Annotated in this window: 21 protein-coding genes; 13 read left to right on the top strand and 8 right to left on the bottom strand. The window is 74.1% G+C overall.

The genetic code is table 11. The features are described from left to right. Window positions 1-15 precede the first annotated feature (15 nt). The 4 genes from ACFO4E_RS07645 to ACFO4E_RS07630 form a co-directional block, all read right to left on the bottom strand. Window positions 16-912 carry a Vgb family protein gene (locus ACFO4E_RS07645; protein WP_378572344.1) on the bottom strand — a complete coding sequence of 299 codons (897 nt, stop codon included), beginning with the start codon at window positions 910-912 and terminating at the stop codon, window positions 16-18. A gap of 152 nt (window positions 913-1064) precedes the next feature. Further along, window positions 1065-1814, bottom strand: a complete 750-nt coding sequence (locus tag ACFO4E_RS07640; protein WP_378572343.1) for a class I SAM-dependent methyltransferase — start codon at window positions 1812-1814, stop codon at window positions 1065-1067. A gap of 158 nt (window positions 1815-1972) precedes the next feature. After that, window positions 1973-2443, bottom strand: coding sequence for a MarR family winged helix-turn-helix transcriptional regulator (locus tag ACFO4E_RS07635; protein ID WP_378572342.1), 471 nt, complete (start codon window positions 2441-2443; stop codon window positions 1973-1975). Then, window positions 2440-2820: a hypothetical protein gene (locus ACFO4E_RS07630; protein ID WP_378572341.1), complete on the bottom strand. Its 381-nt coding sequence runs from the start codon at window positions 2818-2820 to the stop codon at window positions 2440-2442. Before ACFO4E_RS07630 ends, ACFO4E_RS07635 begins: the two co-directional genes overlap by 4 nt. Window positions 2821-2994: 174 nt before the next feature. Here ACFO4E_RS07630 and ACFO4E_RS07625 point away from each other — a divergent pair, with 174 nt between their 5' ends. The 5 genes from ACFO4E_RS07625 (at window position 2995) to ACFO4E_RS07605 (ending at window position 9055) form a co-directional block, all read left to right on the top strand. Then, the gene (locus ACFO4E_RS07625) at window positions 2995-3828 is read left to right on the top strand and encodes an SDR family NAD(P)-dependent oxidoreductase (protein ID WP_378572340.1); all 834 of its coding nucleotides are present in this window, start codon (window positions 2995-2997) and stop codon (window positions 3826-3828) included. 369 nt (window positions 3829-4197) lie between these two features. Further along, the gene (locus tag ACFO4E_RS07620; protein ID WP_378572339.1) at window positions 4198-6285 is read left to right on the top strand and encodes an acyltransferase family protein; all 2088 of its coding nucleotides are present in this window, start codon (window positions 4198-4200) and stop codon (window positions 6283-6285) included. A 669-nt stretch (window positions 6286-6954) separates the two neighbouring features. Next, window positions 6955-7248 (top strand): YiaA/YiaB family inner membrane protein, encoded by a 294-nt coding sequence (locus ACFO4E_RS07615; RefSeq protein WP_378572338.1) that lies wholly within the window; start codon window positions 6955-6957, stop codon window positions 7246-7248. A 165-nt stretch (window positions 7249-7413) separates the two neighbouring features. After that, window positions 7414-7548, top strand: coding sequence for a hypothetical protein (locus ACFO4E_RS07610; RefSeq protein ID WP_378572337.1), 135 nt, complete (start codon window positions 7414-7416; stop codon window positions 7546-7548). Window positions 7549-8011: 463 nt separating this feature from the next. Continuing rightward, window positions 8012-9055 (top strand): glycoside hydrolase family 6 protein, encoded by a 1044-nt coding sequence (locus tag ACFO4E_RS07605; RefSeq protein WP_378572336.1) that lies wholly within the window; start codon window positions 8012-8014, stop codon window positions 9053-9055. A 613-nt stretch (window positions 9056-9668) separates the two neighbouring features. Here the strand turns inward: ACFO4E_RS07605 and ACFO4E_RS07600 are convergent. Further along, window positions 9669-11654: an SPFH domain-containing protein gene (locus ACFO4E_RS07600; protein WP_378572335.1), complete on the bottom strand. Its 1986-nt coding sequence runs from the start codon at window positions 11652-11654 to the stop codon at window positions 9669-9671. 306 nt (window positions 11655-11960) lie between these two features. Here ACFO4E_RS07600 and ACFO4E_RS07595 point away from each other — a divergent pair, with 306 nt between their 5' ends. The 4 genes from ACFO4E_RS07595 (at window position 11961) to ACFO4E_RS07580 (ending at window position 15368) form a co-directional block, all read left to right on the top strand. After that, window positions 11961-12962: an LLM class flavin-dependent oxidoreductase gene (locus ACFO4E_RS07595; RefSeq protein ID WP_378572334.1), complete on the top strand. Its 1002-nt coding sequence runs from the start codon at window positions 11961-11963 to the stop codon at window positions 12960-12962. A gap of 131 nt (window positions 12963-13093) precedes the next feature. Continuing rightward, on the top strand, window positions 13094-14374 hold the full coding sequence (locus ACFO4E_RS07590; protein WP_378572333.1) for a haloacid dehalogenase-like hydrolase: 1281 nt from the start codon (window positions 13094-13096) through the stop codon (window positions 14372-14374). A 182-nt stretch (window positions 14375-14556) separates the two neighbouring features. After that, on the top strand, window positions 14557-14937 hold the full coding sequence (locus ACFO4E_RS07585) for a group I truncated hemoglobin (RefSeq protein ID WP_378572332.1): 381 nt from the start codon (window positions 14557-14559) through the stop codon (window positions 14935-14937). A 152-nt stretch (window positions 14938-15089) separates the two neighbouring features. Further along, entirely contained in the window at window positions 15090-15368 is a 279-nt protein-coding gene (locus tag ACFO4E_RS07580; RefSeq protein ID WP_378572331.1) for a hypothetical protein, read from the top strand. A 76-nt stretch (window positions 15369-15444) separates the two neighbouring features. Here the strand turns inward: ACFO4E_RS07580 and ACFO4E_RS07575 are convergent, their stop codons facing one another. Together ACFO4E_RS07575 and ACFO4E_RS07570 are read right to left on the bottom strand one after the other, a co-directional pair. After that, window positions 15445-17352, bottom strand: a complete 1908-nt coding sequence (locus ACFO4E_RS07575; RefSeq protein ID WP_378572330.1) for a DUF2264 domain-containing protein — start codon at window positions 17350-17352, stop codon at window positions 15445-15447. Further along, entirely contained in the window at window positions 17349-18413 is a 1065-nt protein-coding gene (locus ACFO4E_RS07570) for a hydroxyacid dehydrogenase (protein ID WP_378572329.1), read from the bottom strand. The genes ACFO4E_RS07575 and ACFO4E_RS07570 overlap by 4 nt, the downstream gene beginning before the upstream one ends. 193 nt (window positions 18414-18606) lie before the next feature. On the opposite strand from ACFO4E_RS07570, the gene ACFO4E_RS07565 reads away from it, so the two are divergent. The 4 genes from ACFO4E_RS07565 (at window position 18607) to ACFO4E_RS07550 (ending at window position 22950) form a co-directional block, all read left to right on the top strand. Continuing rightward, a complete protein-coding gene (locus ACFO4E_RS07565) occupies window positions 18607-19518 on the top strand; it encodes a carbohydrate ABC transporter permease (protein ID WP_378572328.1) in 912 nt (303 codons plus the stop codon). Beyond that, window positions 19515-20453 (top strand): carbohydrate ABC transporter permease, encoded by a 939-nt coding sequence (locus ACFO4E_RS07560; protein WP_378572327.1) that lies wholly within the window; start codon window positions 19515-19517, stop codon window positions 20451-20453. The genes ACFO4E_RS07565 and ACFO4E_RS07560 overlap by 4 nt, the downstream gene beginning before the upstream one ends. A 26-nt stretch (window positions 20454-20479) precedes the next feature. After that, window positions 20480-21811: an ABC transporter substrate-binding protein gene (locus ACFO4E_RS07555; protein WP_378572326.1), complete on the top strand. Its 1332-nt coding sequence runs from the start codon at window positions 20480-20482 to the stop codon at window positions 21809-21811. 86 nt (window positions 21812-21897) lie between these two features. After that, entirely contained in the window at window positions 21898-22950 is a 1053-nt protein-coding gene (locus tag ACFO4E_RS07550) for a LacI family DNA-binding transcriptional regulator (protein ID WP_378572325.1), read from the top strand. Between the two features lie 112 nt (window positions 22951-23062). On the opposite strand, the gene ACFO4E_RS07545 is transcribed toward ACFO4E_RS07550, so the two are convergent. Continuing rightward, complete coding sequence (locus ACFO4E_RS07545) at window positions 23063-23806, bottom strand: class I SAM-dependent methyltransferase (protein ID WP_378572324.1); 744 nt, start codon at window positions 23804-23806, stop codon at window positions 23063-23065. Window positions 23807-23932 lie beyond the last annotated feature (126 nt).

Here is a 23932-nt window from a genome sequence, read left to right as displayed (position 1 = left end):
GCGGCGCAGCGGCGGTCAGCGCGACAGGACGGCGACGTGCCCGTTCTCCAGCGCGGTCCACACCCGGCCGGCCCCGTCGACGGCGATGCCGTGCGGCTCCGACGACGGGTCGGGGAGCGGGAATCCGCTGATCCGCCCCTCGGCGGTGACACGGCCGATGCGGCCGGAGCCCCACTCGGTGAACCAGCACCCGCCGTCGTCCGCCGCGGCGATCGCGTGCGGGCGGCCGGCCGGATCGGCGAGCGGGTACTCGGCCACCGACCCCGACGGATCGACGCGGACGACGGCGCCCGTACCGATCAGGACCGCCCACAGCGCGTCCGGCGTCGCGCAGATCCCCACCGGTGCCGCCCCCGTGGTCGGCAGCGGGTGGATCGTGGCGTCGCCGCCGGTGGTGATGCGGCCGATGGCGTCGGCCCGGTTGAGGGTGAACCACAGTGCGCCGTCGGGGCCGGTCGCGATCATCGACGGCATGCCGCCGTTGACGGGCAGGCCGAACTCCGTGACGGAGCCCGCGGTGTCGATCCGGCCGATCCGGTCGGCGCCCATCTGCGTGAACCACAGCGCGCCGTCGGGGCCCGCGCAGATGCCGAACGGTGCCGCCCCCGTGGTCGGCAGCGGGTGGATCGCGGTGTCGCCGCCGGTGGTGATGCGGCCGATGGCGTCGGCCTGGTTCAGGGTGAACCACAGCGCGCCGTCCGGTCCCGCCGCGATCACCGATGGGCGCCCGCCGGGAAGCCCGATGTCGTGGACGGCCACCGAGCCCTCGACGGTCACGCGCGCCACGGCGCCGGCGTGGGCCAGAGTCGTCCATACAGCGCAGTCGGGCCCGGCGGCGATCCCGTAGGGACCGCCCCCTTCAGGGCCGACCGGGATCTCCCGGATCCCGGGACCCGTTGAGGGAGCCGACATCGCTGACCACCTGCCTGACCTCGTCGCGTGCGGTGCGCCGGAATCCTCGCGCATCCGCCGCGTACCGGCAACGGGATTTACGCGCCGGCCGCCCGCGGCAACGGATGCACGCCGGGACGCCCCGCGGCAACGGGACGCACGCGGCCGCCGGGTCAGCGGCGGACCGCGGTGACGCGCAGGCGCCGGTAGTCGGCCCACCAGGTGCCGTCGCGGTGGAGCTCCGGGCGCAGCCGCGCGTCCAGCTCGGACAGGAAGGCATCGGGGACGGCGACACCGGCGAGCAGGTGCCCGCCGAACATGCGCACCCAGGTGGCGAGGCCGTCGTCGCCCGGCAGCCGGGTGGGGCGGTCGAACAGCCAGGCGCCGGTCACCTCGAACCCCGCGCGCTCCAGCACCGCCGCGTATTCGGCGACCCCGGGGAAGTACCAGGGGTTCGCGGCCGGCTCCAGCCCGTGCCGCGCCCGCAGGGCGCGGGCACCGCCGTCGATGGCCGCGATGTTGCCGCTCCCGCCGAGTTCGGCGATCAGCCGGCCGCCGGGACGCAGGGCCCCCGCGAGCGAGGCGGCGGCGCCGGCGGCGTCGGGGATCCAGTGCAGCACGGCGTTGCTCAGCACGGCGTCGAACCCGCCGAGGGGCCCGAGGTCGCGCAGGTCGGCGACGCGCAGATCCAGGCCGGGGAAGCGGGCACGGGCGCGGTCGATCATGTCGGGGCTGGCGTCGACCCCGACGACGCCGGCGCCCGACGCGGCGACGCGGTCGGCGAGGTCGCCCGTTCCGCATCCGGCGTCGAGGACCCGTTCGCCCGGCCGCGCGTCGAGCAGGTCCAGGAGGCCCGCGCCCAGCGAGGCGACGAACCCGTGGCGCGCGTCGTAGAGCTCGGCGTCCCACGTGTGTGCGGTCATGTGGCGAGCCTAGGGCCTGTGTTCCGCGGGAGCGGGAGCGCGGGCGGCCCCGCGTTCGGATGAGGGGCCGCCCGCGGGTCCGGCCGCACCCGCCGGTGGTGCGCGCGGCGGCGGGCCGGCGGCCCGTCACCCGCTCGGCATGGGAGCGCCTCCGCTGATCAGGGGTCGAGGGTGTGGGAGCGTTCGACGAGGCGGCGCATGGCCCGGTGGAACTCGTCGCGCTGCCGGGGGGTCCACTGCTCGGTGAGGTGGTCGAACACCGCCTCCTGCCACCGGCGGGCATCGCGGAGCAGGGCGAGGCCCGCCGGGGTGACCGACACCTCTCTGCGCCGTGCGTCGGTGCCGGACGGCCGCAGTTCCAGATGGCCGGCGGCGACCGCGTCCTTCACCAGCCGGGACGCTCCGCTCTGGTCGATGCCGACCTCCCGGGCCACGGCGTTGATCGTCGCGCCGCCGCGCGCGGAGAGGGCGTGCACCGCCTCCGTGGCCAGCACGTGGCGGCCCTGCTGTGCGGCCGCCGCGTCCCCTGGGGCGTTCCAGCGGCGGGACCAGTGCCGCACGAAGGAGAAGAGGGCCTGGCCGGGGCCGTCCGCGGGCGGCTGCGGGGCGTCCCTGTCGACGGGGTTCACTCGGTCGCCGCCATCTCACGGCAGATGTAGGCCAGGTCCAGGGCCGACCTGAGGTCGGGCAGCCGCAGCGCGGCGGAGACGAGGCCGCCTGTGGCACGGAAGACCGTGGCCACCCGGGTCGGCCCCGTGCTCTGCGGCCAGGTGGCGTCCTGCTCGACGACCATGAGGCGGTCGCCGACGGGATGCCACGACCGCGGGACGAGGCGGATGCCGGAGCGCGTCACCCACGCGGCGAAGTCGGCGGGGCCGATCGGACCGGCTCCTTTGGGGCCCAGGACGACGATCGGATCGCTGACGGCCGCCGCGGCCCGGTCGGGACGTCCGGTGTTGACCGCCGCGTGCCAGCGGCCGATGGCGGCTTCCAGAGGAGGTTGCATGCGGGGAAGTATATGCGAAACGCATGTATTTTTTCGCGATGCCGACGGCGCCGTCCTCCGTCGGCGACATCGCGGACCCCGGAGACTAGGGTCGGGAGGGACCGGCGGCGGGGCCCGGCCGCAGCCGCAGTGCCCAATTGGCGGTGCCGGGCGCGGGGATGCGAGGACACTCTCATGGCGATGACGGACACGACCGTGCTGATCACCGGCGCCACCGACGGCCTCGGGCGGCACACCGCCAACCGCCTCGCCGGGCTCGGCGCGCGGCTCATCCTGCACGGGCGCGACCCGGAGCGCGCCGCGCGGGTGCGCGAGGAGATCGAGGCGGCGGGCGGGACCGCCGACGTCGTCCTCGCCGACCTCGCCGACCTGCGCGCCGTCGACCGGCTCGCCGACGACGTGCTGGCCTCCCATTCTCGGCTCGACGTGCTGGTCAACAACGCGGGAGTCGGCTTCGGCCGCCCCGGTGCCGGCCGCGAGGAGAGCGCCGACGGCATCGAACTGCGCTTCGCGGTGAACCACCTCGCCGGCCTCCTGCTCACCCGGCGGCTGCGCCCGCTCCTCGCCGGCTCCGCCCCGGCGCGGGTGATCAATGTGGCCTCCATCGGGCAGGAGGCGATCGACTTCGCCGACCCGATGTTCCACGAGGGCTACGACGGCGTCGCCGCCTACCGCAGGAGCAAGCTGGCCCAGATCATGTCCACCTTCGACCTCGCCGCCGAGTTCGCCCCCGACCGGATCACCGTCACGGCGCTGCATCCGGCCACGCTGATGGACACCACCATGGTCGGGGACGCCCAACGGGAGCCCCGGAGCTCCGTGGCCGAGGGCGGCGACGCGCTGCTGCGCCTGGTGACCGCGCCCGAGACCGAGATCGGCACCGGCCGCTACTACGACGGGCGGCAGGAGTCACGCGCGCATCCGCTGGCCTACGACCCCGACGCGCGCGCCCGGCTGCGCGACCTCTCGGCCGAGCTGATCGCCGGAGCGCTGGGGCGCCCTGCCTGAGCCCGGCGGCGGGCGGGACCCGTCGCGTGCGCCCCCGGTCCGGGGCGGGGACCGCGATCCGGACGGCTCGGGGGGCGGGGACCGCGATCCGTGCCCCGGTGCGCCCCTCAGGGGCCGCACCGCGGGCGGGGTACGTGGCGGGAGCGCCGTTGCGCGGGCGTCCGGGGCCGTCCGGAGGACGCCGACCAGGCCCAGCGGGCGACCATCATCCCAACGTCACATGACTTTCTGGGAGAATGCTCAGAAATGTCGGCTGCGTGACTTGTTCATAACGACGACATCACGGCAACATAGGGGTTTCCGGCTCTGGACGCCGATGCCGTCCGGGGATTCGGACCGTACGCCTTGTCCCACCCGTGCCGTCTGGAAATGCGCTCCGTGACGACAGATACCCGTTCCGCACCCGCCGCCGGCAGCGCGTCGGCGCTCGCCGCCCAACGCCGATTCTTTCCCGAGGTCCAGGGCCTGCGCGCGGTCGCCGTCGTGCTCGTCCTGCTGTACCACGTCGACAAGGATCTGATCCCCGGCGGCTACGCCGGGGTCGACGTCTTCTTCGTGATCTCCGGTTTCCTCATCACGACCCTGCTGCTGCGCGAGGCACGCGATCACGGGCGGGTCTCCCTCGCCCGCTTCTACGTCCGCCGTATCCGGCGCATCCTGCCCGCGTCCACGCTCGTGCTGCTGGTCACCGGAGCGGCGGCCTTCGCCCTGCTGCCGTCTCCCCGGCTGCTCGACACGGCAGGCCAGCTCGTGGCGAGCGCGGCGTACCTGGAGAACATCTACCTCGCCCAGCAGGCGGTCGACTACCTCGCGGCCGAGGCCGCGGCCAGCCCCGTGCAGCACTACTGGTCGCTCGCCGTGGAGGAGCAGTTCTACCTGGTGTGGCCGCTGCTGTTCCTCGGGTGGGCCGCGCTGGGGCGGCGCGGCCGCGGCGGCGGTGACCGGACCATCCTGGCGGCCACAGGGGTGGTGCTGGCGGCCTCCTTCGTCTGCTCGGTGATGCTCACCGCCGCCGACCCGCAGGCGGCCTACTTCCTGCCGCAGACCCGGATGTGGGAGCTGGCGGTCGGCGGCGTGCTCGCCATCGCCCTCAGCCGGTGGCGGCTTCCCGCCCGCCTGCGCTGGGCGCTGGGCTGGGCCGGACTCGGCGCCATCCTCGTGGCCGTGTCCGCCTACGACGACGCCACCGCCTTCCCCGGCTGGGCGGCGGCGCTCCCGGTGCTGGGCGCCGCGGCGGTCATCGCGGCGGGCGAGAGCGGGACCCGTTGGTCCTCCTACGGCCTGCTCAGCACGGCACCCGCCCGCTTCATCGGCGACATCTCCTACGCGCTGTACCTGTGGCACTGGCCGCTGGTGGTCTTCACCCTCAGCCTCACCGAGTCCACCACCCTGTCGCCGCCGGCCGGTGTCGCCGTCATCGTCCTGTCGGTCGCGCTGGCCTGGGCCACCAAGATCTGCGTGGAGGACCCCGTCCGCGACGGCGGCCTGCTGCGCGCCGGCCGCAGCGCGGCCGCGTTCGCCATGGCCGCCACGCTCATCGTCACCGCCATCGGCGGCGGCCAGTACCTGCGCGTCCAGTGGCTGCGCGCGGTCGAGTTCGACCCGGCCGTGCACGTCGGCCCGCAGGCCCTCAGCGAGACCACGCCCGAGGGCGACCCCGGCGAACCCGTCTACCCCTCCCCGGTGGCCGTCGAGGAGGACCTGCCCAGCGTCTACGCCGACGACTGCCAGGCGCCCAACCGCGCGCTCACGCCGCAGTCCTGCGAGTACGGGCCGGCCGAGGACGACGCGGCGGCGACGGTGGTCATCGTCGGCGACTCCCACGCCGCCCACTGGGTGCCCGCTCTGCGCGAGGTCGCGGCCGAACGCGACTGGCGGCTCCTCACCTACACCAAGTCCTCCTGCCCGTTCAGCGACACCCTGATCGAGGAGAAGGACAGCGCCTATCCGGAGTGCCCGGAGTGGAACACCGCCGTGGCCGAGGAGCTGACCGAGGACGTGCGGCCCGATGCCGTCTTCACCAGTTCCCACGCCGACGCCGACGCCTTCGGCGCCGGGTCCGAGCAGGAGAGCACCCGGGAGATCGCCGACGGCATGGCGCGGCTGTGGGACACGCTGGAGGACGCCGGCAGCGAGGTGGTGGCCATCCGCGACAACCCGGGGATGCGTGCGCGACCGGCCGAATGCGTGGCCCGCCACGACACCGCCCGCGACATGTGCACCCGGCCGCGCGACGAGGCGTTCTCGCGGGACGATCCGCAGCTCCTGGCGGCGGAGGCCGCGGACAACTCCGCACGGGTCGTGGACCTCACCGAGGGCTTCTGCACCGACGAGTCCTGCCCGGTCGTGGTCGGCAACGTGCTGGCCTACCGCGACAGCCACCACCTCACCGCGACCTACTCCGAGCTGCTGGCGCCGCTGCTGGCCCGCAAGACGGAGGACGTCCTCGATCCCTGATCGGCTCCCGGCTCCGCGGGCGATGCGGCACCGCGACCGTGCGCCGCCACCGGCGCACGGTCGCCCACGCGGCCGACAGCCGCGCGGGCAGCATCCGATGCCGATGCCGATGGCGATGCCGATGCGGATCGGCGCGACGACGGTCGACGGCTTTTCGCGCGGACTCCGTCCGGTCGGTGAGAGACGCACCCCCGGGTCGTGTCCGCTCGTGGAGCGAGCGCGTTCGAGGGCCGCGGGCCCCCGCCGGGCCGGCGGCGAGCGGCGCGACGTCCTCGACCCCGGTGGGCCGGACGCGGGGCGGTCCGCCGCCCCGGCACCGCTCGTCTCCGCAGAGCCTGCGGGCCGTGCGGCGGAGAAGCGCGTCCGCGGGAACGACACCGCTGCGGATCACAAGAACGGTGAGGTCAACGGGGTGGCCCGCCCTCGCGGATGCCGTCACCGCGGCGGCTCGGCCACGAGACTCGACCGCGGGTCACCGGTGCCCAGAGGCGAAGGCGAAACGTATCAACGTGTATCCGGCCCCGGCGGCCGCGGTTGCGCCGGTTGCCGGGACCGGCCCTGTGGTTCCGCCGGGGCCCGCAGGGCCGGCAGGCACCCGGGTGGAACCGGCCACCGCGACCGGGTACGGATACTCAGGCGCACGGGCGCCGCGGCGGTCAGCATGGCGGTATGAGCACACCACCGGTCCGCGCGACGACCACTCCCGCGTTCTTCGTCCAGTCCGTCCTGTCCTTCGGCGCCTCCCTGGCCGGCCTTTCCGCCGGCATCGTCTACCTCCCCGTCGACCCCTGGATGCGGGCTTTCGTCGGCCTGGGGCTCCTCTATGTCGTGACGTCGGCTTTCACCCTCGCCAAGTGCGTCCGCGACCGCCAGGAGGAGTCCGCGGTGACCAGCCGTGTCGACCAGGCCCGCCTCGACCGCCTCATCGCCGAGCACGATCCCTTCCGGCTGGAGGACGCCTGAGGCCGGGCGGCACGGATACGCCTGGCGGCGCCCGGCGGGGGAGCCGCCATCGACAGGCCGGCTCCGGCCCGGCCGGAACCGGCGGACGTCTCCGCTGGCCGGCCGGTGCGCGGCCGGACAGCGGTCGGACCGACCGACGGGCCCTACGGCCAGTGGAGTTCCGGGATGACGCGGAAACGCGCCGCGCTGGCGTCGGGCGCCGTCCTGCTGAGCCCAGGGCTCTCCGCCTCCGCATTCGCCGCCGACATCGACACCACAGGGGGCGGCCGTGTCGCGGGTGTGGGCGACATCTGGGGTTGAGGACCGGAGGCGGTCGGGCCGCGGTCTGGACGGGCGGCGGGGCCGAGGGTGCCCGAAGGCAGCGGTCTTGGCGTCGGTCGGGTCCCGGCCTCCGCCCGGGCCGATCGCACATGGGAGCGCTCCCATATCGCTCATGTGCGTCGGCCGGACGGAGGGCGGGGGCGGTGCGGCGCCCGTGGGGGGAGTCGCACCGGCCGTCAGTGTGACCCGCGACACGCCGCGTCGTCAATACCTCGCGCAACCCCCCGTTTACAGAACGACTCCGGTGGCGTAGCGTTCGAATTGGATGTGGGAGCGCTCCCAAAAGCGAGATCACCTCGCACCCGGCGGCTCCGCCGCCACGATCCCCGCCCGGTTCCCCCGACCCGCGCCGTCCGCCCGACTCCACTGGGCTCCTTGCCCGGCGGAGTGTGCCGCACCGACCGTGCGGCAGTGGGCGGGACCGCGCCCGCCAAGGAGTGCCGTGACCACGACCGACGCCATCCCGGCCGGCCATCCCCGCCCGCCCCTCCGAAGCCACCGCCCCCCGGCGGCGCGCCGTGCCTCCCGGCCGCTGCGCCGGGCCGCCGCCGCGGCCGCCACCCTGCTGCTCGCGGCCGGGCTCGCCGCCGGCACCGCGGCGCCCGCGTCAGCCGCCGACCTGCCCGATGACACCGAGTTCTTCGCCGACCCGCAGTCCCAGGTCGCGCGATGGGTGGCCGGCAACCCATCGGACACGCGCCGCCCCGTGATCGAGGAGCGGATCGCCGTCCACGCCCAAGGCATCTGGTTCTCGAACTACGAGCCCGACACGGTCACCGAGGACGTGCGCCGGGTCACCGACTCCGCCGCGCAGGCCGGGGAGGTGCCCGCGCTCGTCCCCTACCAGCTGCCCAACCGCGACTGCGGCGGCGCATCGGCGGGCGGCGCCCCCGATATCCCCGCCTACAACGCGTGGATCGACGGCTTCGCCGACGGCTTGGGCGAGGACCCGGTGCTCGTCCTGCTCGAACCCGACTCGCTGGCGCTGATCACCTGCCTGGACGACCAGGAGCTCGCCGAGCGCAACGGCGCGCTCTCCCGCGCGGCCGAGGTCATCCACGACGCCAATCCCCAGGCGCGGGTCTACCTCGACGCCGGGCATTCGGCGTGGAACGCCCCCGAGGAGCAGGCGCGGCGGCTGCGCGCCGCAGGTGTCACCGAGGACGCCGACGGCATCTACACCAACGTGTCCAACTACCGCCACACCGGTGACGAGCGGGTCTTCGCCACAGCGGTGCTGTCCCAGCTCGGCGACCCGGATCTGCGCGCGGTCATCGACACCAGCCGCAACGGCAACGGCCCAGCGGCCGGCGGCGAATGGTGCGACCCCGCCGGCCGGGCGGTGGGCGAGCCGCCCACTGGTGCCACCGGCGACCCCTTGGTCGACGCCTACCTGTGGGTCAAGCCCCCGGGCGAAGTCGACGGCTGCGCCGGCCCGGCGGGCAGCTTCTCGCCCGATTACGCCTACGGCCTGGCCACGAACTGATCCGCGTCGAGCCGGTGGGTCTTGGGGACCCACCGGCCCCCTGAACGGTGCTCCCCCACGCGATGGGGGAGTACCCCCCACATCGCGCGACCCGGGCCCGCGCGGCCCGACCGCCGCGCCCGCGTGTACGGCGCCACACCGGCCCGGCCCTTGGCCCGCCGGGTGCACGGCTTGCGTGCCACGAAGCCCCTTGCTGGAGCGCTGGGTCGGCATGGCACGGTCCGCGATTCGATGCCGAGCAGGCCTTCTTAGACGAGCGGGGGAACGGGGTGCCGGCGTTCGGTCGGCCGGTCGTCGAGGATGAGGTCTCGGGCCACCGCCGCGGAGAGCCCGGCGTCCCCGGGGCAGGCTGAGCGGTCCACCCGCCGCGCGGGCCGGTGCCGGCCGGTCGGCACCGGCCCTGCTCGGCCCACGGCCGGTCCGTCCCCGCGGGCCGCCGGCCCCGCCGACCCCGTCGGCCGCGCCCCGGCGGCGTCAGTGATCGTTCTGGCCGTGGGGATGGGCGGATTCGTAGTCGTCCGCGAACACGTCCGCCGGTGCTCTGCTGCCGGGCCGGTGCAGCGGGGTGCCCGTCGTTTCGCGGATGTCCGTGTGCAGCGGCGCCCCGGCGGTGTCAGTAGTCGTCCTCGCCGCGGGGATGGACGGATTCGTAGTCGTCTGCGAACACGTTCACCGGTGCCCTGCCGCCGAGGCCGTCCAGCGGGGTGCCCATCGTCTCGCGGATGCCCGCGCGCAGCAGGTTCTCGCGGGCCGCCGTGCGCGCGTCGCCCTTCAGCGGCTTGCCCTTGGAGTCGAACATCGAGGGGTCGTCGGCGTGCTCCTCGGCGTAGTCGAGCGCCTCCCGGTAGACGTCGCGCAGCACGGGGTCGGCGACGTGGTCGGGGGCGGCGCCCTCGACCTCCAGCGTCCGCACCGACGCGATGAAGGCCTCCTCGTGGATGTCGGCCGAGGCGTTGACGTACTGGCTGAGGTCGCCGCGGTTCCACTCGTCGCGGCGGTAGTCGGTGATGTCGCGCAGGCCGTCGTCGGCCACCCGGTTGTAGCCCCGGTCGTCCAGGATGAGGGCTTGGGCCACCGCCGCCGAGAGCTCGGCGTCGCTGTTGTAGGCCGAGCGGTCCACCCGTAGCACCGGCCGCCCGGTCGCGGGATCGGTGTTGGCGTGGTCGATGTAGGGGGCGCCGCGCCCCTCGTAGTCGATCACCGGGTCGGTCCGGCTCCACAGGTCGGAGATCCGGTCGGGGCCGAAGGTACCGCGCCCTGTTCCCGGCATGCCGCCGATGGTGTCGGCCACCGCCGCCGTGCGCGCGTTGTCCTGCGCGCGCAGCAGCGACGCTTCGGCGGTGTCGGCCGCGTCCTCCAGGATGCGCCGCCGGTCGGGATCGGTCTCGTTGTCGGCCTGGCGGCGGAGGTCTTCGGCGATGGTCTCGGCCTGGCGCGCCTTCCTCTGCGCGGTGCGCACCCGGCCGCGGTCAGCCGCCGTTCCGGCCTCGTCGGCCAGTTCCTCCAGTGCTCTGAGCCGGCCGGCCACGCGCCGGCCCGAACGCGTATCGAAGAAGGCGCGCCGCTCGCGCTCCTGCGTGACGATGTCGTCGAGCGACCGGTCGCCGGTCACCCCCAGGTCCCGGGCGAGCTGCTCGGCAGCGTCGCAGTCGCCGCCGCCCGCGCTGACCATGGCGGGACGGACCAGGGGCGTGATCGCCATCGGGACCGCGCCCCCGTTCCCGGCTCCGGGAGCGGGGGCGGCGATCGAGCACTCGGAGGCGTCGGCGCGCTCACGCAGGTCGTCGATCCGGTCCTCCAGCGACTCGATGGCGTCGTCGGCCGCGTCGAGGTCGCCGCGTTCGGCCGCGGCGCGGGAGTCGGCGAGATCGCCCCGGAGGTCATCGGTGGAGGGGAGGTCGGGGAGGTCCTTCTTGCCGATGTGTTTGAAGGCCTTCAGGGCCCCGCCGAACAGCGCCGGCAGGCCATAGGCGATCGCCTTGCCGGGGCCGCCCTCGCGCCAGTTCTCCTTGAAGGGCTCGGTGAAGCCGTCCCACATCTGCTCCGCGGTGGTCAGCGGGCTCTGCCGGAAGGCCTGCCCGATGGAGGACCAGTTCTCCTGGAACGCGTCGTTGGAGCAGAGGTGGATCAGGCACGCGGCCGAGGCGGCGCCGTCCCAGAGGTCGCGGACGCCCTGCGCGAAGCCGCCGCCGATCTTGCAGGCGACGTCGAAGATCCGCCCGCAGTCCCAGGTGTAGTTCCCGCGGTCCTCGAACTCGAACCACTCCTCGTCCTCGGGCGGCATCCACTGCCCGAACTCGCCGTGCCGCTCCTCGTCCACGGGGCGCGGCAGGGTGTCCAGCGGGACGAGCCAGTCCGATCCGCCGCCGGCGGCGGTGCTGCTCTGGTCCGCCGCGCCGCCGTCCTGGGGCTCGGCACACCCGTCGGACCCCGCGTTCTCCACGGCGCACAGGGCGGTGTCGAAGTGCTGCCCGACGCGCTCGGGCACGCCGGACCCGGCGATGACGACGGCGAGCACTCCGGCGACCAGCAGGATGGTGGCGGCGTATTCGGTCAGGTTCGCGCCGCGTTCGGGGTCATGGATGCGGGGCAGCAGCATAGGCGATCGGCTCCGGTGGGACGCCGGTGCTCGGACGGGGGAGGGGCCGGGCGCCGGGGAAGGAGGGCTTCGGCGGGGCGGCCGCTGCCGTGGTGGCGGACAAGCCGACAACGTACGCCGCCGCGTCGCCGGGCGTCATGGGCCCGTGGGCCCAAGATCATCGGGCCGCGCCCGCGCGGGCCCCGGGCCCGGGCCCGGGGGCGCGGCGCCGCCGGCCGGAAATAAGGTCGGCGCCAGTGCGGTTGGGCAAAGGGTGACCCAGGTCGGTCCGGCCCCTCGGGCGCACGCCGACCCCCGTCCCCTCCGATGAAAGGCCGCTCGCCCGTGTCCCTCCCCATCTCGATCCTGGATCTGGCCCACATCGCCGAAGGCGGTACCGCGCGGGACAGCTTCGACACCAGCCTGGCCATGGCCCGCAGCGCCGACGAGTTGGGGTTCCGCCGCATCTGGTACGCCGAGCACCACAACATGGCGACCATCGCGTCCTCGGCCACCAGCGTCCTCATCGCCCACATCGCGGCGCACACGACCCGGATCCGGCTGGGAGCCGGCGGCGTCATGCTGCCCAACCACGCGCCGCTCACCATCGCCGAGCAGTTCGGCACGCTGGAGACCCTGCACCCCGGCCGCATCGACCTGGGGCTCGGCCGGGCGCCGGGCAGCGACCAGAACACCATGCGCGCCCTGCGCCGCGACCCCTCCTCGGCCGAGAGCTTCCCCCAGGACGTCCTGGAGCTCCAGGGCTACCTGACCGGGAACTCGCGGATCCCGGGCGTCGACGCGACCCCCGGCAAGGGCACGAACGTCCCGCTCTACATCCTGGGGTCGTCGCTGTTCGGCGCCAAGCTCGCCGCCGCGCTCGGCCTGCCCTACTCCTTCGCCTCCCACTTCGCGCCCAACGCCCTGGAGGACGCGGTCGCCGCCTACCGGCGCGAGTTCACCCCGTCCGACCAGCTCCAGGAGCCCTACGTCATCGCCGGCGTCAACGTCACGGCGGCCGAGACCACCGAGCAGGCGCGGGAGCAGGCGCACCTCTCGCGCCGGCGCATGGTCGCCCAGCTGCTCGCGCGGGGCCGCACCCTCACCCCCGAGGAGGCCGACGCGGCACTGGAGTCGCCCGCCGGTCGCCAGGTGATGCAGATGGCCACCTATTCCGCAGTGGGCGACCCGGGCGAGGTGCGGCACTACCTTGACCGCTTCGCCGAGCACGCCAAGGCCGACGAGCTCATCATCGCGCCGCAGGCCGGGACCGTCGAGGCGCGGCTGCGCACCCTCGAACTCGTCGCGGCCACCGCTGACGGAGCGTGACGCGCCGCGGGCGTGTTCTCGGCGGTGGGTATGCGCCGAAGATGTAGGTTGCGTCGTGTGGTCGCCGGCGGTGCGCAGCGGGTCCGCCCGGCCCCTGCCCGACGGCGACCGGCGACAGGAGACCCGTTCGGATGCGCACCCGACCGCTTCGCGCGGCGGCGGTCCTGGCCGCCGCGCTGTGCCTCGCGACCGCCGCGCCCGCGGGCGCCGTCCCCGCCGCGGCCGGCACGGTCGCGGCGGAGCGCCGATGCCCGCGACTGTCGGCGGACCTTCCGTGGTACGGCGCCAACCGCGGCGAGCTCCAGCGCGTGATCGACGAACGGGGCTCCTGCTCCGACCCCGGCGGACGGCCCGTGGCCGTGTTCGACTGGGACAACACCGTCACCAAGAACGACGTCACCGACGCCACCCTGGCCTGGGCCCTCCTCAACGACAAGATCCTGCGCCCGGAGCGCTGGGGCGGTGTCAGCGCATGGCTCACCCCGGCCGCCGACCGCGCCCTGACCGACGCGTGCGGTACCTCCGTTCCCGTCGGCGCGCCCCTGCCGACCTCCACCGACACGCGCTGCACCGACGAGATCCTCGAAATCCGCGAGAACGCGGCGACCATGGACGGCGACGCGGCCTTCGCGGGCGAATGGGACCACCGGCGGACGGTCCCCGAGTACGCCTGGGTCCCGCAGCTCTTCGCCGGGCACACGCCCGCGCAGCTGGCCTCCTACGCGCGCAAGGCCCGGGCGCGCAGCCTCGCGGCGCCGGTGGGCAGCACCCTCACGGTCGGGACCCACACCCTCCCGGGCCATGTGCGCTACTACCCGCAGCAGCGGGACCTCATCCGAACTCTGCAGCGGGCCGGGTTCGACGTCTACATCGTCTCCGCGGGCTCCGAGCCGGTGACCCGGGTGTGGTCGGCCGGGGTCGGGATCGACCGCGAGCACACGATCGCCATCCGCAGCGTGCTCGACGACCGGGGCCGCATCACCGTCCGCAACGAGGGCTGCGGCGGCACCCCCGACAGCCAGGGCGCGGACATCCCCTACATCGACGGCAAGCGCTGCCGGGTCAACCAGGAGATCTTCGGAGTCGAGGGCCCCGCCGCCTGGCAGCGCCAGGACCCCCCGAACCGGATCGCGCTGGGCAGCGGCGACGCCGACACCGACGTGTCCTTCGTCGCCGACGCGACCGGCGCCCGCCTGGTCCTCAACCGCAACCGGAGCGAGATCATGTGCCGCGCCTACGACGACGCGGACGGCCGCTGGCTCATCAACCCGATGTTCATCGAGCCCCTGGCCCCCAATCCCGCCCCCTACCCCTGCTCCACGACCGGTCACACCCGCCCCGACGGCACCCGCGGCCCGGTGCTGCGCGACGACGGCTCGGTGATCCCCGACCAGCGGGACACCGTGTACTGAGCGCGTCCGCCCCCGTTCGTCCCGCCGGATCCCTGGTGCGCCGGCGACCCGCCCCACGGCGCCCGGACCGCCGTGTGCGCGAAGCTTTCCCCGGGCGTTACACCCCATCGACCACCCGGAAACGGCCGGTCCGCCACGCTGGGCGACGAAACGATGACCGACCCTCTCCGCGCGAGGTGGACATGACCGAGACCGCGACCACGATCTACGACCGCGTCGGCGGCTACGACGCCATCGCCGCGGTCGTCGACGACTTCTACGTCCGCGTACTCGCCGGTCCGGAGCCGGCCGGATTCTTCAGCGGGACGAACACGGCCAAGCTGAAGGGCCGGCAGACCGAGTTCTTCTCGGCGGCGCTGGGCGGCCCGGTCCCCTTCAGCGGCGGCGGGATGAAGGAGGTGCACGCCGGGCGCGGGATCGAGCAGCGGCACTTCGATCTGGTGGCCGGGCACCTGAGCGCGGCGCTGTCGGCGGCCGGCGTCCCGGAGGAGACGGTCGGGGAGATCATCGCGCTGGTCGCACCGCTCGCCGACGTCATCGTCTCGCGGTCGCTGCCGTCCTAGCCGGGCCGTGCCGGCCGGGCGGAATCTTTCGGGTGGAACCGGTATAGGGGCAGGTCAGAACGGGTGTAGTGGATGTGGTCGCCATTGCGGCGCGCCGAATCGGGGCGGTGGGATGACCTCGCCGGACAACCACATCCAGTGATCGGAGTGCTGTGAAGCGCATCGTCGTCGCCCTCGCCGCCGCCGGGCTCGTCCTGGCCGCCGCGGTCCCCTCCCACGCCGCCCAAGGGATTCTGCGACTGGGGTTCCAGACCATCGCCAACCCCAGCGGCTGCTACAACTCGCAGACCTGGCCGCTATCCGTCAGCAACGGCACCGACCAGCCGGTCACCATCTACGGTCAGCCGGACTGCCAGGGCGACCCCCTCAGCGTGGTCGGCCCCGGCGGCAACGTCGTGGAGGAGTTCGGGGCCAGCGTCTCGGTGCCGTAGTGCCCGACCGGCCCCCGGTGGCAGCCTCCGCCGGGGGCCGGCTCGCGATCGGACGGCGCGCAACGGCGGGGCCGCGTCAGAAGCGGACCCCGCTGGTCGCGCCGTCCGGCCAGGTGATCGACGCTCCTTCGGGGGTGACCGCGACCGAGGCGTTGGCGGACGCTCCGCCCTGCCCGCCCGAGAGGCGGACCAGGCACGCGAGCACTCCGCCCGCGGGCAGGTCGGCGCGGGCCCAGGGGACCGCGGTCGCGTCGGCCAGCGGACCGACCCCGCCCAGCCGCTCGGTGCCGGTGCGCACCGGCCCGTCGGCGGCCAGCACCGTCACCGTCGACCGCGGACCGCCATCGGGGGCCACCGGCCATCCGCCCACGCGGACGGGCCACGGCGGAGCCGGCGGTCCGGGGTCCTCGCCGGGGGCCACGCGGACGATGCGCACCTCGTCGCCGCCGCGGACCGCCGACCAGACGTCGAGCACGGGGCCGCGGCGCGTGCTCCCGCGGCGCCCCGAGCCATGGTCGGGTCCGGTGTCCTCCTCGACCGCCACCCAATGGGCCGTCCACCGCGAGTGCCCGATGGCGGCCGTGCCGTCGTCGCGCACGCCCAGCGCGCTGAACCCCGTGCGGTGCGTCGCGGCGCCGCCGGCGTCGAGGACCACCACGCTGTTGTCCAGCGGTGCGGCGAGGGAGCCGCCGACCAGGGGCGGCGCGGTGGCGGTGGAGTAGCCGAGCCGCGCGTACAGCGGGGAGTCCCCGGTGGGTTCCCCCTCCGTGCCGTGGTCGGTCCCGTGGTTGACGACCCGCACCACGCCGTCGCCGACCGTGCCGCTGACGATCCACCCGGGGGCGTGCACGATGGCGCGGAAGTCCGCGGCCTCCACGGGCAGGGGCCGCTCGGGCGCGGTCCACACGGGGTGGTCCGGGGGGAGCAGCAGGCCGAAGAACCCCTTGGCCGCCCAGTAGGGCGATCCGCCGCCGGAGTAGGACTGCCGCATGCGGGGCCAGGCCCGGTGCCAGCCGAGTGTCAGCAGGCCGTCGGAGTCCGGGGCGCCGCGGTCGGTGAAGTGCCGCAGGATTCCGGAGGCGGCCCGCCTGGTCAGCCCGGGGTCGAGGTCCGTGGCCCCGCTCCACGCCCCCACCCACAGGGGCGCGGCGGCCGCGGCCCGGTAGATCAGGCTGCGGCCCTGGAAGAGCGGGCCGCCGTCGGCGCCGATCAGGCGGACGTGGTCGTGCAGGAAGCGCCTGAGGTCCGCGTGCCACCGCCGGTACCGCTCGCTCGCCGGCGGCTCCCCGGAGAGCGACGCCCAGACGAGCGGGTAGAAGTGCAGGGCCCAGCCGCAGTAGTGGTCGTAGGCGCGTTCCGGCCCGTCGGACAGCCAGCCGCCCGCACGGCGCAGTCCGGCGTGGACCGCCAGGCCGCGCTCGATGTCGGCCCCGCTCCAGGGGCCGCCGACCGACCGGAGGAACTCCTCGACGATGATCTGGAACCACACCCAGTTGATCGGGGGGTACTCCGCGCCGACCACGGCGGACATCCAGTCCACCACCCGGTCCCGCTCGGGCGCTGCCAGGCGGTCCCACAGCCAGGGGCGCGTCAGCATGAGGGCGAGTGCGATCGAGGCCGCCTCGACCTTGGCCTGGCCGAGCTCGTCCGGGCGCGGCCAGCGCTCGCGGCCTCCGGGGTCCGTTCCGGCGAGCAGCCCGCTGCGGTACCGGTCCAGGAAGCCGTGGGGGTCGGCTCCCCGGTGCCCGGCGACGAGGAACGCGGCCAGGACGAACGTCCGGGCGAACCCTTCGAGGCCGTCGCTGTCGCGGCCGTAGGCGCTGCCCGGCCCGGGCAGGTCGACGCGGGCCAGGCATGGGGAGGCGTAGGGCCGCACGGAGAGCAGGAGGTGCTCGGCCACGGCGACCCAGTGGTCGCGCGTCCAGCCCGTATGGGGCGACAGCCCGCGGTCCTCGGGGGGCAGGACGAGGGGGTTCGCGCTCACGCCATGACCCCCAGGACCTCCGGGGTGACCCGGTCGAGCGGCGGGCGGCCGGTCCGGTACCGGTCGAGCTCGTCCAGCGCGGCCAGGGTCATGCGCTCGGTCTCCGAGGCCAGGGAGCCGGCGACGTGGGGCGTGAGCACGACGTTGGGGCAGTCGTAGAGGGGCGACGTATCGGGCAGGGGCTCGGGGTCGGTCACGTCCAGGATCGCGTACAGGCGCCCCGTCCCGCATTCGCGCGCCAGGGCGTCGGTGTCCACCAGCCCGCCGCGCGCGGTGTTGATCAGGGTCGCGCCGTCGGGCAGCAGGGCCAGCGCGGCGGCGTCGATCATCCGCCGCGTGGCCGGCAGGAGCGGGGCGTGCAGGCTCAGCACGTCGGACCGGGGGAACGCCTCGGCGGGCGCCACCAGCCGTGCGCCCAGGGACGCGACGTCGCCGGGGTCGGCGTGGGGGTCGACGACCAGCACGTCGATGTCGAAGGGGCGCAGGCGCTCGCCGACGAGCCTGCCGACCCGGGACCATCCGACCAGGCACACCGTGCGCCCCCGGTTGCTGAGGGGGCCGAGGCCGGAGACGTAGGACCAGTCGGAGCGGTGGACCCGCGCCCGGCGGGCGAGGAAAGGAACGCGCTTTCCGGCCGCCAGGACCATGGCCAGCGTGTATTCGGCGACCGGGATGGCGTTCGCCGCGGCCGCCGTGGTCACCAGGATGCCCCGGTCGAAGACCTCCGGCGGCACGTGGCCGCGCACGCTGCCCGCCGCGTGCAGGACCGCGCGCAGGTGCGGGGCGGCGTCCAGGACCCGCGCCGTGATCGGCGGGCACCCCCAGGAGGTCACGAGCACCTCGACCGCCGCGAGCCGGGCGCGCGCCGTCGGTCCGTCGAAGGAGCCCACCCGCAGGGGCTCGCCCAACCGGGAGGACGCCGCCAGCCGGTCGAGCAGCGCCGGGCCGAACTGGTGCGCGAACGCCGCGTCGCCCATGGCGAGCAGGGTGTGCGGCCGTCGCCCGGGGGTGTCGGCCGTCGTGTCGGTCCGTCGTTGGTCGGCGTGGTCGGGGACGCGCATGGCACACCTTCGCTCGTCGTACGGCGCCGGTCCGATCGGGGCGGTCCCGGGCTTTCTCGGGCTGCTCGGAAGGTTCCCGACCCTGGGGGATTGACCGTGTTCTGGATCACACTTATTTTGGAAAGCGCATTCCGCTGCGATCGATGTTACACGTACGTGACCGTTTCGCGCCAGCCAGGTGAAGGAGGAACGGATGAGCTCAGTCCCCTTATCAGCGGTGAAACGCCCCCACAGGCACTGGCGCCGCGACTGGACCGGTCTGCTGTTCGTCACCCCCTTCCTGGTCGTCTTCGCGGCCGGGATCGTGGCCCCACTGCTGTACGCCGGCGGCCTCAGCCTCTTCCGCGACCAGCTCATCGGCGGGCGCTCCTTCGTCGGACTCCAGAACTACGTAGACGCGGCCACCGACCAGAGGCTCCTGGAAGGGATCTCCCGGGTCGCGCTCTTCCTGGTCGTCCAGGTGCCCGTCATGATCGGGCTGGCGCTGGCGGCCGCGCTCATCCTGGACTCGGGCCGGGTCCGCGCCATGAGGTTCATGCGGATCAGCATCTTCATGCCCTACGCCGTCCCCTCGGTCGTGGCGGCGCTGATGTGGGGGTTCATCTACGGCGACCAGTTCGGCCTGGTGGGCCAGCTCAACGACGCGACCGGCCTGGCGCTGCCGTCCCCGCTGTCCCAGTCGTGGGTGCTCGCCGCCATCGGCAACGTGGTGACCTGGGAGTTCCTCGGTTACAACATGCTGATCCTCTACGCGGCGCTGCGGGCGGTGCCCGAGGAGCTCTACGAGGCCGCGGCCATCGACGGGGCCGGCGAGGCGCGGATCGCGCTGAGCATCAAGATCCCGGCCCTGCGGCCCGCGCTGTGGGTGGCCACCCTGTTCTCGATCATCGGGAGCTTCCAGCTGTTCAACGAGCCCAATGTGCTGCAATCCCTGGCCCCGGCCGCCATCAGCACCTACTACACCCCCAACATGTACGCCCACCAGCTGGCCTTCAATGCCAACCAGGTCACCTACTCGGCCGCGGTGGCCGTCGTGCTCGGCGCGGTCACGGTGGGCGTCGCCTACTTCGCACAATGGCTGACCGCACGAGGTGGGACCCGATGAGCACGAGCACGCGTTCCGCCGTCCGGCCCCGGACCACCGCCGCGGCCGGACCCCCCTCGGCGCCCTCCCGGAAGGCGGCCGGGCGGCGCCGGCCCCGGGCCGACATCGCCCTCCAGGCCGCGATGGCGCTCATGGTGCTGTACACGCTGCTGCCGCTCTACTGGCTCACGGTCAACGCGACCAAGACGAACGGCGAGCTGTTCGGCACCAACGGCCTGTGGTTCGGCTCGGAGTTCGCCCTGTGGGACAACATCGTGACCACGGTGACCCACCAGGACGGCATCTACCTCACCTGGCTCTTCAACACGGTCCTGTACTCGGTGACCGGTGCGGTGGGGGCCACGCTCATCTGCGCGTTCGGCGGATACGCCCTGGCCAAGTTCGACTTCCCCGCGAAGCGCTTCATCCGGGCGCTGGTCTTCGGCGCCATCACCATCCCCGCGACCGCCCTCGCGGTCCCCACCTTCCTGCTCTTCGCCGAGCTCGGGATCACCGACACCCGCATGGCGATCATCATCCCCGCCCTGGTGAGCCCCTTCGGCCTCTACCTCATGACGGTCTTCGCGGCGGACTCCATCCCGGACTCGCTGCTGGAGGCGGCCAGAATCGACGGCGCGGGCGCCTGGACCACGTTCTGGAGCGTGGCCTTCCGCCTGCTCTCACCCGGGTTCGCCACGGTCCTGCTGTTCAACCTGGTGCACACCTGGAACAACTACTTCCTGCCGCTGATCATGCTCAGCGACCCCGCCCTCTATCCGCTCACGGTCGGCCTGAACCAGCTCAACAACCAGGTGACGACGGGGGCCAACCTCGAACCCGTGTACAACGTGGTCCTCACCGGGTCGCTCCTGGCGATCGTGCCGCTGATCATCTCCTTCCTCCTCCTCCAGCGCCACTGGCAGTCGGGACTGGCGGCGGGGAGCGTCAAGCAATGAGCCCACACCACCACGAAGGAAGCGCCATGCCACCTCCCCCTCACGGCATCCTCCGCGCGGCGGCCGCCTGCGGCGCCCTGCTCCTGGCCGCCGGCTGCGCGTCCAGCGCTGACACGGCCGGTCCCGGCGGCTCCGCCGGCGATATCCAGGCGGCCCTGAGCGAGGGCGGCGAACTCACCCTGTGGACCTGGAGCACCAAGTTCGAGGGGGCGGTCGCCGCCTTCGAGGAGGAGTACCCGGGAGTCGACGTGGAGATCGTCAACGCCGGCCAGTCCGCGGACCAGTACACGGCGCTCCAGAACGCGATCAGCTCCGGCGAGAACATCCCCGACCTGGCCATGGTCGAGTACTTCGCGCTTCCCCAGCTCGCGCTCTCAGAGCAGCTGGAGAGCGTGGACGACTGGGGGCTGGACTCCCTGGAGGGCGAGTTCACGCCCTCCTCGTGGCAGCAGATGACCTACGGCGGGGCCACCTACGGCCTGCCCAACAACACCGGGCCCCTGGTGATGATCTACAACCGGGAGGTGTTCGAGGCGGCGGGGGCCGAACCGCCCGCCACCTGGGACGAGTTCGCCGAGGCCGCCGAGCTGATCCGCGAGGACAGCGGAGCCCGGATCATGTCGATCGACCCGGGCGACGCCGGCGGGCTGGACAGCCTGATCTGGCAGGGCGGCGGGCGCCCCTTCCGGGTCGACGGGGAATCGGTCACCGTCGACTTCTCCGACGAGGGGACCCGCCGGGTCACCGGCTACTGGAGCGACCTGCGCGAGCGCGACCTCGTATCGTCCCAGCCCGGATGGACCGATGAGTGGTGGCGGGCGCTCGGCGACGGCTCGCTGGCCACCTGGGTGACCGGGGCCTGGGCCCTGGGCAACATCTCCAACACGCTGACGGACAACGACGGCGACTTCCGCGTGGCGCCGGCGCCCGTGTGGGACGAGGGCGACCCGCAGAACGCCGAGAACGGCGGATCGGGATTCTCCGTGATCAGGGGCGGGGAGGACACCGCGCTGGCCATGGGCTTCCTCGAATGGTTCTCCACGCACGAGGCCGCGGTGGCGGCCCAGGTCGAGGCGGGGTCGTTCCCCGCGCAGACGGCCGTCCTGGAGGACCCGGAGTACGTGTCCGCCGAGTACCCCTACTTCGGCGGCCAGCAGGCCAACGAGGTCCTGACCGCCGCGTCCGGCGGGGTCGCCGAGGGCTGGCAGTATCTCCCCTACCAGGTCTACGCCAACTCGGTGTTCGGCGACAGCGTCGGACCCGAGATCGACGGGCCGGGGTCGATCCAGTCCGGGGTCGACGCATGGGGCGAGGACCTGCGCTCCTACGGCGCGGACCAGGGGTTCGCGGTCGACTGAGCCCGGGCGGCGGGGCGGTGCGCGCCCCGCCGCCGGCGCGTGGGCGCCGGCGGGCGGCGGACCGGTGGGACACGAGGAGGAGGACGGTGAAGGCGTCGAGCGGTTCCGGCCGTGTCACCCTGACGGACGTCGCCCGGCGGGCGGGGGTGTCGCACGCGACCGCTTCGCGGGCCCTCAACGGCAGCGCGCGCAACGTCCGCTCCGAGTACCGCGACCGCGTCCTGGCGGCGGCGGCCGAACTCGGCTACGTCGCCAACACCGCCGCCCAGGCGGTCGCGCGGGGCCGCGGGGAGCACCTCGCGCTGCTCGTCAACGGGATCAACGACGACTACTTCTCGCCCATCGCCTCCGCCGTCCTGCGCGCCGCCGAGGCAGACGACCGCATGGTCACGATGATCTCCAGCCGCAACAGCCCGCAGCAGGCGACCCGCGTCGTCTCCTCCCTGCGCGCCCAGCGGCCGAGGGCGGTCATCCTGGCCGGGGGGCGCTCGGTGACCACAGGTGTGTGGGACCGCCGCCTGTCCGACGAGCTCGGCGCCTACCAGGACGAGGGCGGGCGGGTCGTCGCCATCAGCGAGGAGGGGCTGCCGTTCGACACGGTCGCCGTGGGCAACCGCGCCGCGGGCTTCGACCTCGCCTCGGAACTCGCCGACCTGGGCTACCGCGAGTTCACCGTGCTGGCCGGTCCCCCCGACGCCCGGACCGCGTACGACCGGGTCCAGGGCTTCCGCGCGGCCCTGGCCGAGCGCGGGCTGGCGGTCCCGGAGAGCCGCGTGATCCACTGCGACTTCGACAGGGACGGCGGGTACGCCGCGGCGGGGGAGTACCTGAGGCGCCGCAACCCGGCCCAGCTGGTCTTCGCGATCAGCGACACGGTGGCCGTGGGAGCGATCGCCCGGTTCCGTGAGGCCGCCCTGGACCTGCCCGGCGACGTCGCGGTCGCCGGGATCGACGACGTCCCGGCCCTGCGCGACGTCTCCCCGGCGCTGACCACGGTGCGCCTTCCGTGGTCCGAGGTCGGGCGCGCGGCCCTGGACCTGGCGGTGGAGCAGACCGGTACCGAGCCCCGCGTGATCCGGATGCGCGGACACGTCGTGCTCAGGGAGAGCACGCCCCCGGCCGGCCCCGCCCCGGACTGACGCGGGTGCGCGGCGCCCGTTCCCGCGGGGCCCGCACCGGCGTGCGCCCCGGGGCCCGCGCCGGTGCGTCGGGTCGGGAGCGGAGGCCGGCAGCGCGGACCCCGGGCAGCGGTCACTCCGCGCCGGCGAGCCGGTAGACGGAGACGGCGGAGCGCGATTCGGCCGTGAACCCGCCCGCTTCCCAGTCGGCGCGCCGGGACTCCAGCTCGAATCCGGCCAGTCGGCCCATGAGATCGAGCTCGGCCGGCCAGATGTAGCGGTGCGGGCTGCGGAACAGCCGCGCGGTCCCGTCCTCGCCGAACCGGAAGTGGTGGGAGACGAGCCGTTGGCGCACGACGTCGTAGGTGTCCAGGCCGATGTAGCCGGCCTCGGCGGTGAAGACCATCGCCTGCTCCCCGGGGGGAAGCCGCCGCAGGTCGGGGATTCCGAGCTCGACGACGAACCGTCCGCCCGGGACGAGGTGGCGGGCGGCGTTGCGGAAACAGGCGACCTGCCCGTCCTGGGTGAGCAGGTTGGAGATCGTGTTGAAGACGAGGTAGACGAGCTGGAACGCGCCGGGGGCGCGGGCGGTCGCCATGTCGCCGAGGACGACCGGGATGGCCGCGTCGTCGGCCTTGGTGCGCAGCCGGTCGATCATCGGCCGCGAGAGTTCGATGCCGGTGACCGGCACCCCGCGCCGCGCCAGCGGCACGGCCACCCGGCCGGTCCCGATGGCGAACTCCAGTGCCCGCCCGCCGCCGGCGAGTTCGGCGAGGCGGTCCACCGTCGGTTCCAGGACCTCGGGCGCGAACATGCCGACGCCGGGGGTGTCGTAGTTCCGGGCGGCCTCGGCGTTCCAGATCTCGTCCTGTCGCATGCGGCCTACGATCGCCGAAGCGCGCGGCGGTGTCGACGGATTTACGAGGCCGCGCACCGTGCTCCCGCGGTGGCGCCCACGCGCAACGGGCGCGGCGCGCGCCCGGCCCACACGATGGCGGGCCGC

The organism is Nocardiopsis mangrovi, assembly GCF_042653925.1.
GTDB lineage: Bacteria > Actinomycetota > Actinomycetes > Streptosporangiales > Streptosporangiaceae > Nocardiopsis_B > Nocardiopsis_B mangrovi.
The sequence above is the reverse complement of the archived record's forward strand: the minus strand, read 5'-3'. Positions and strand labels throughout refer to the sequence as shown.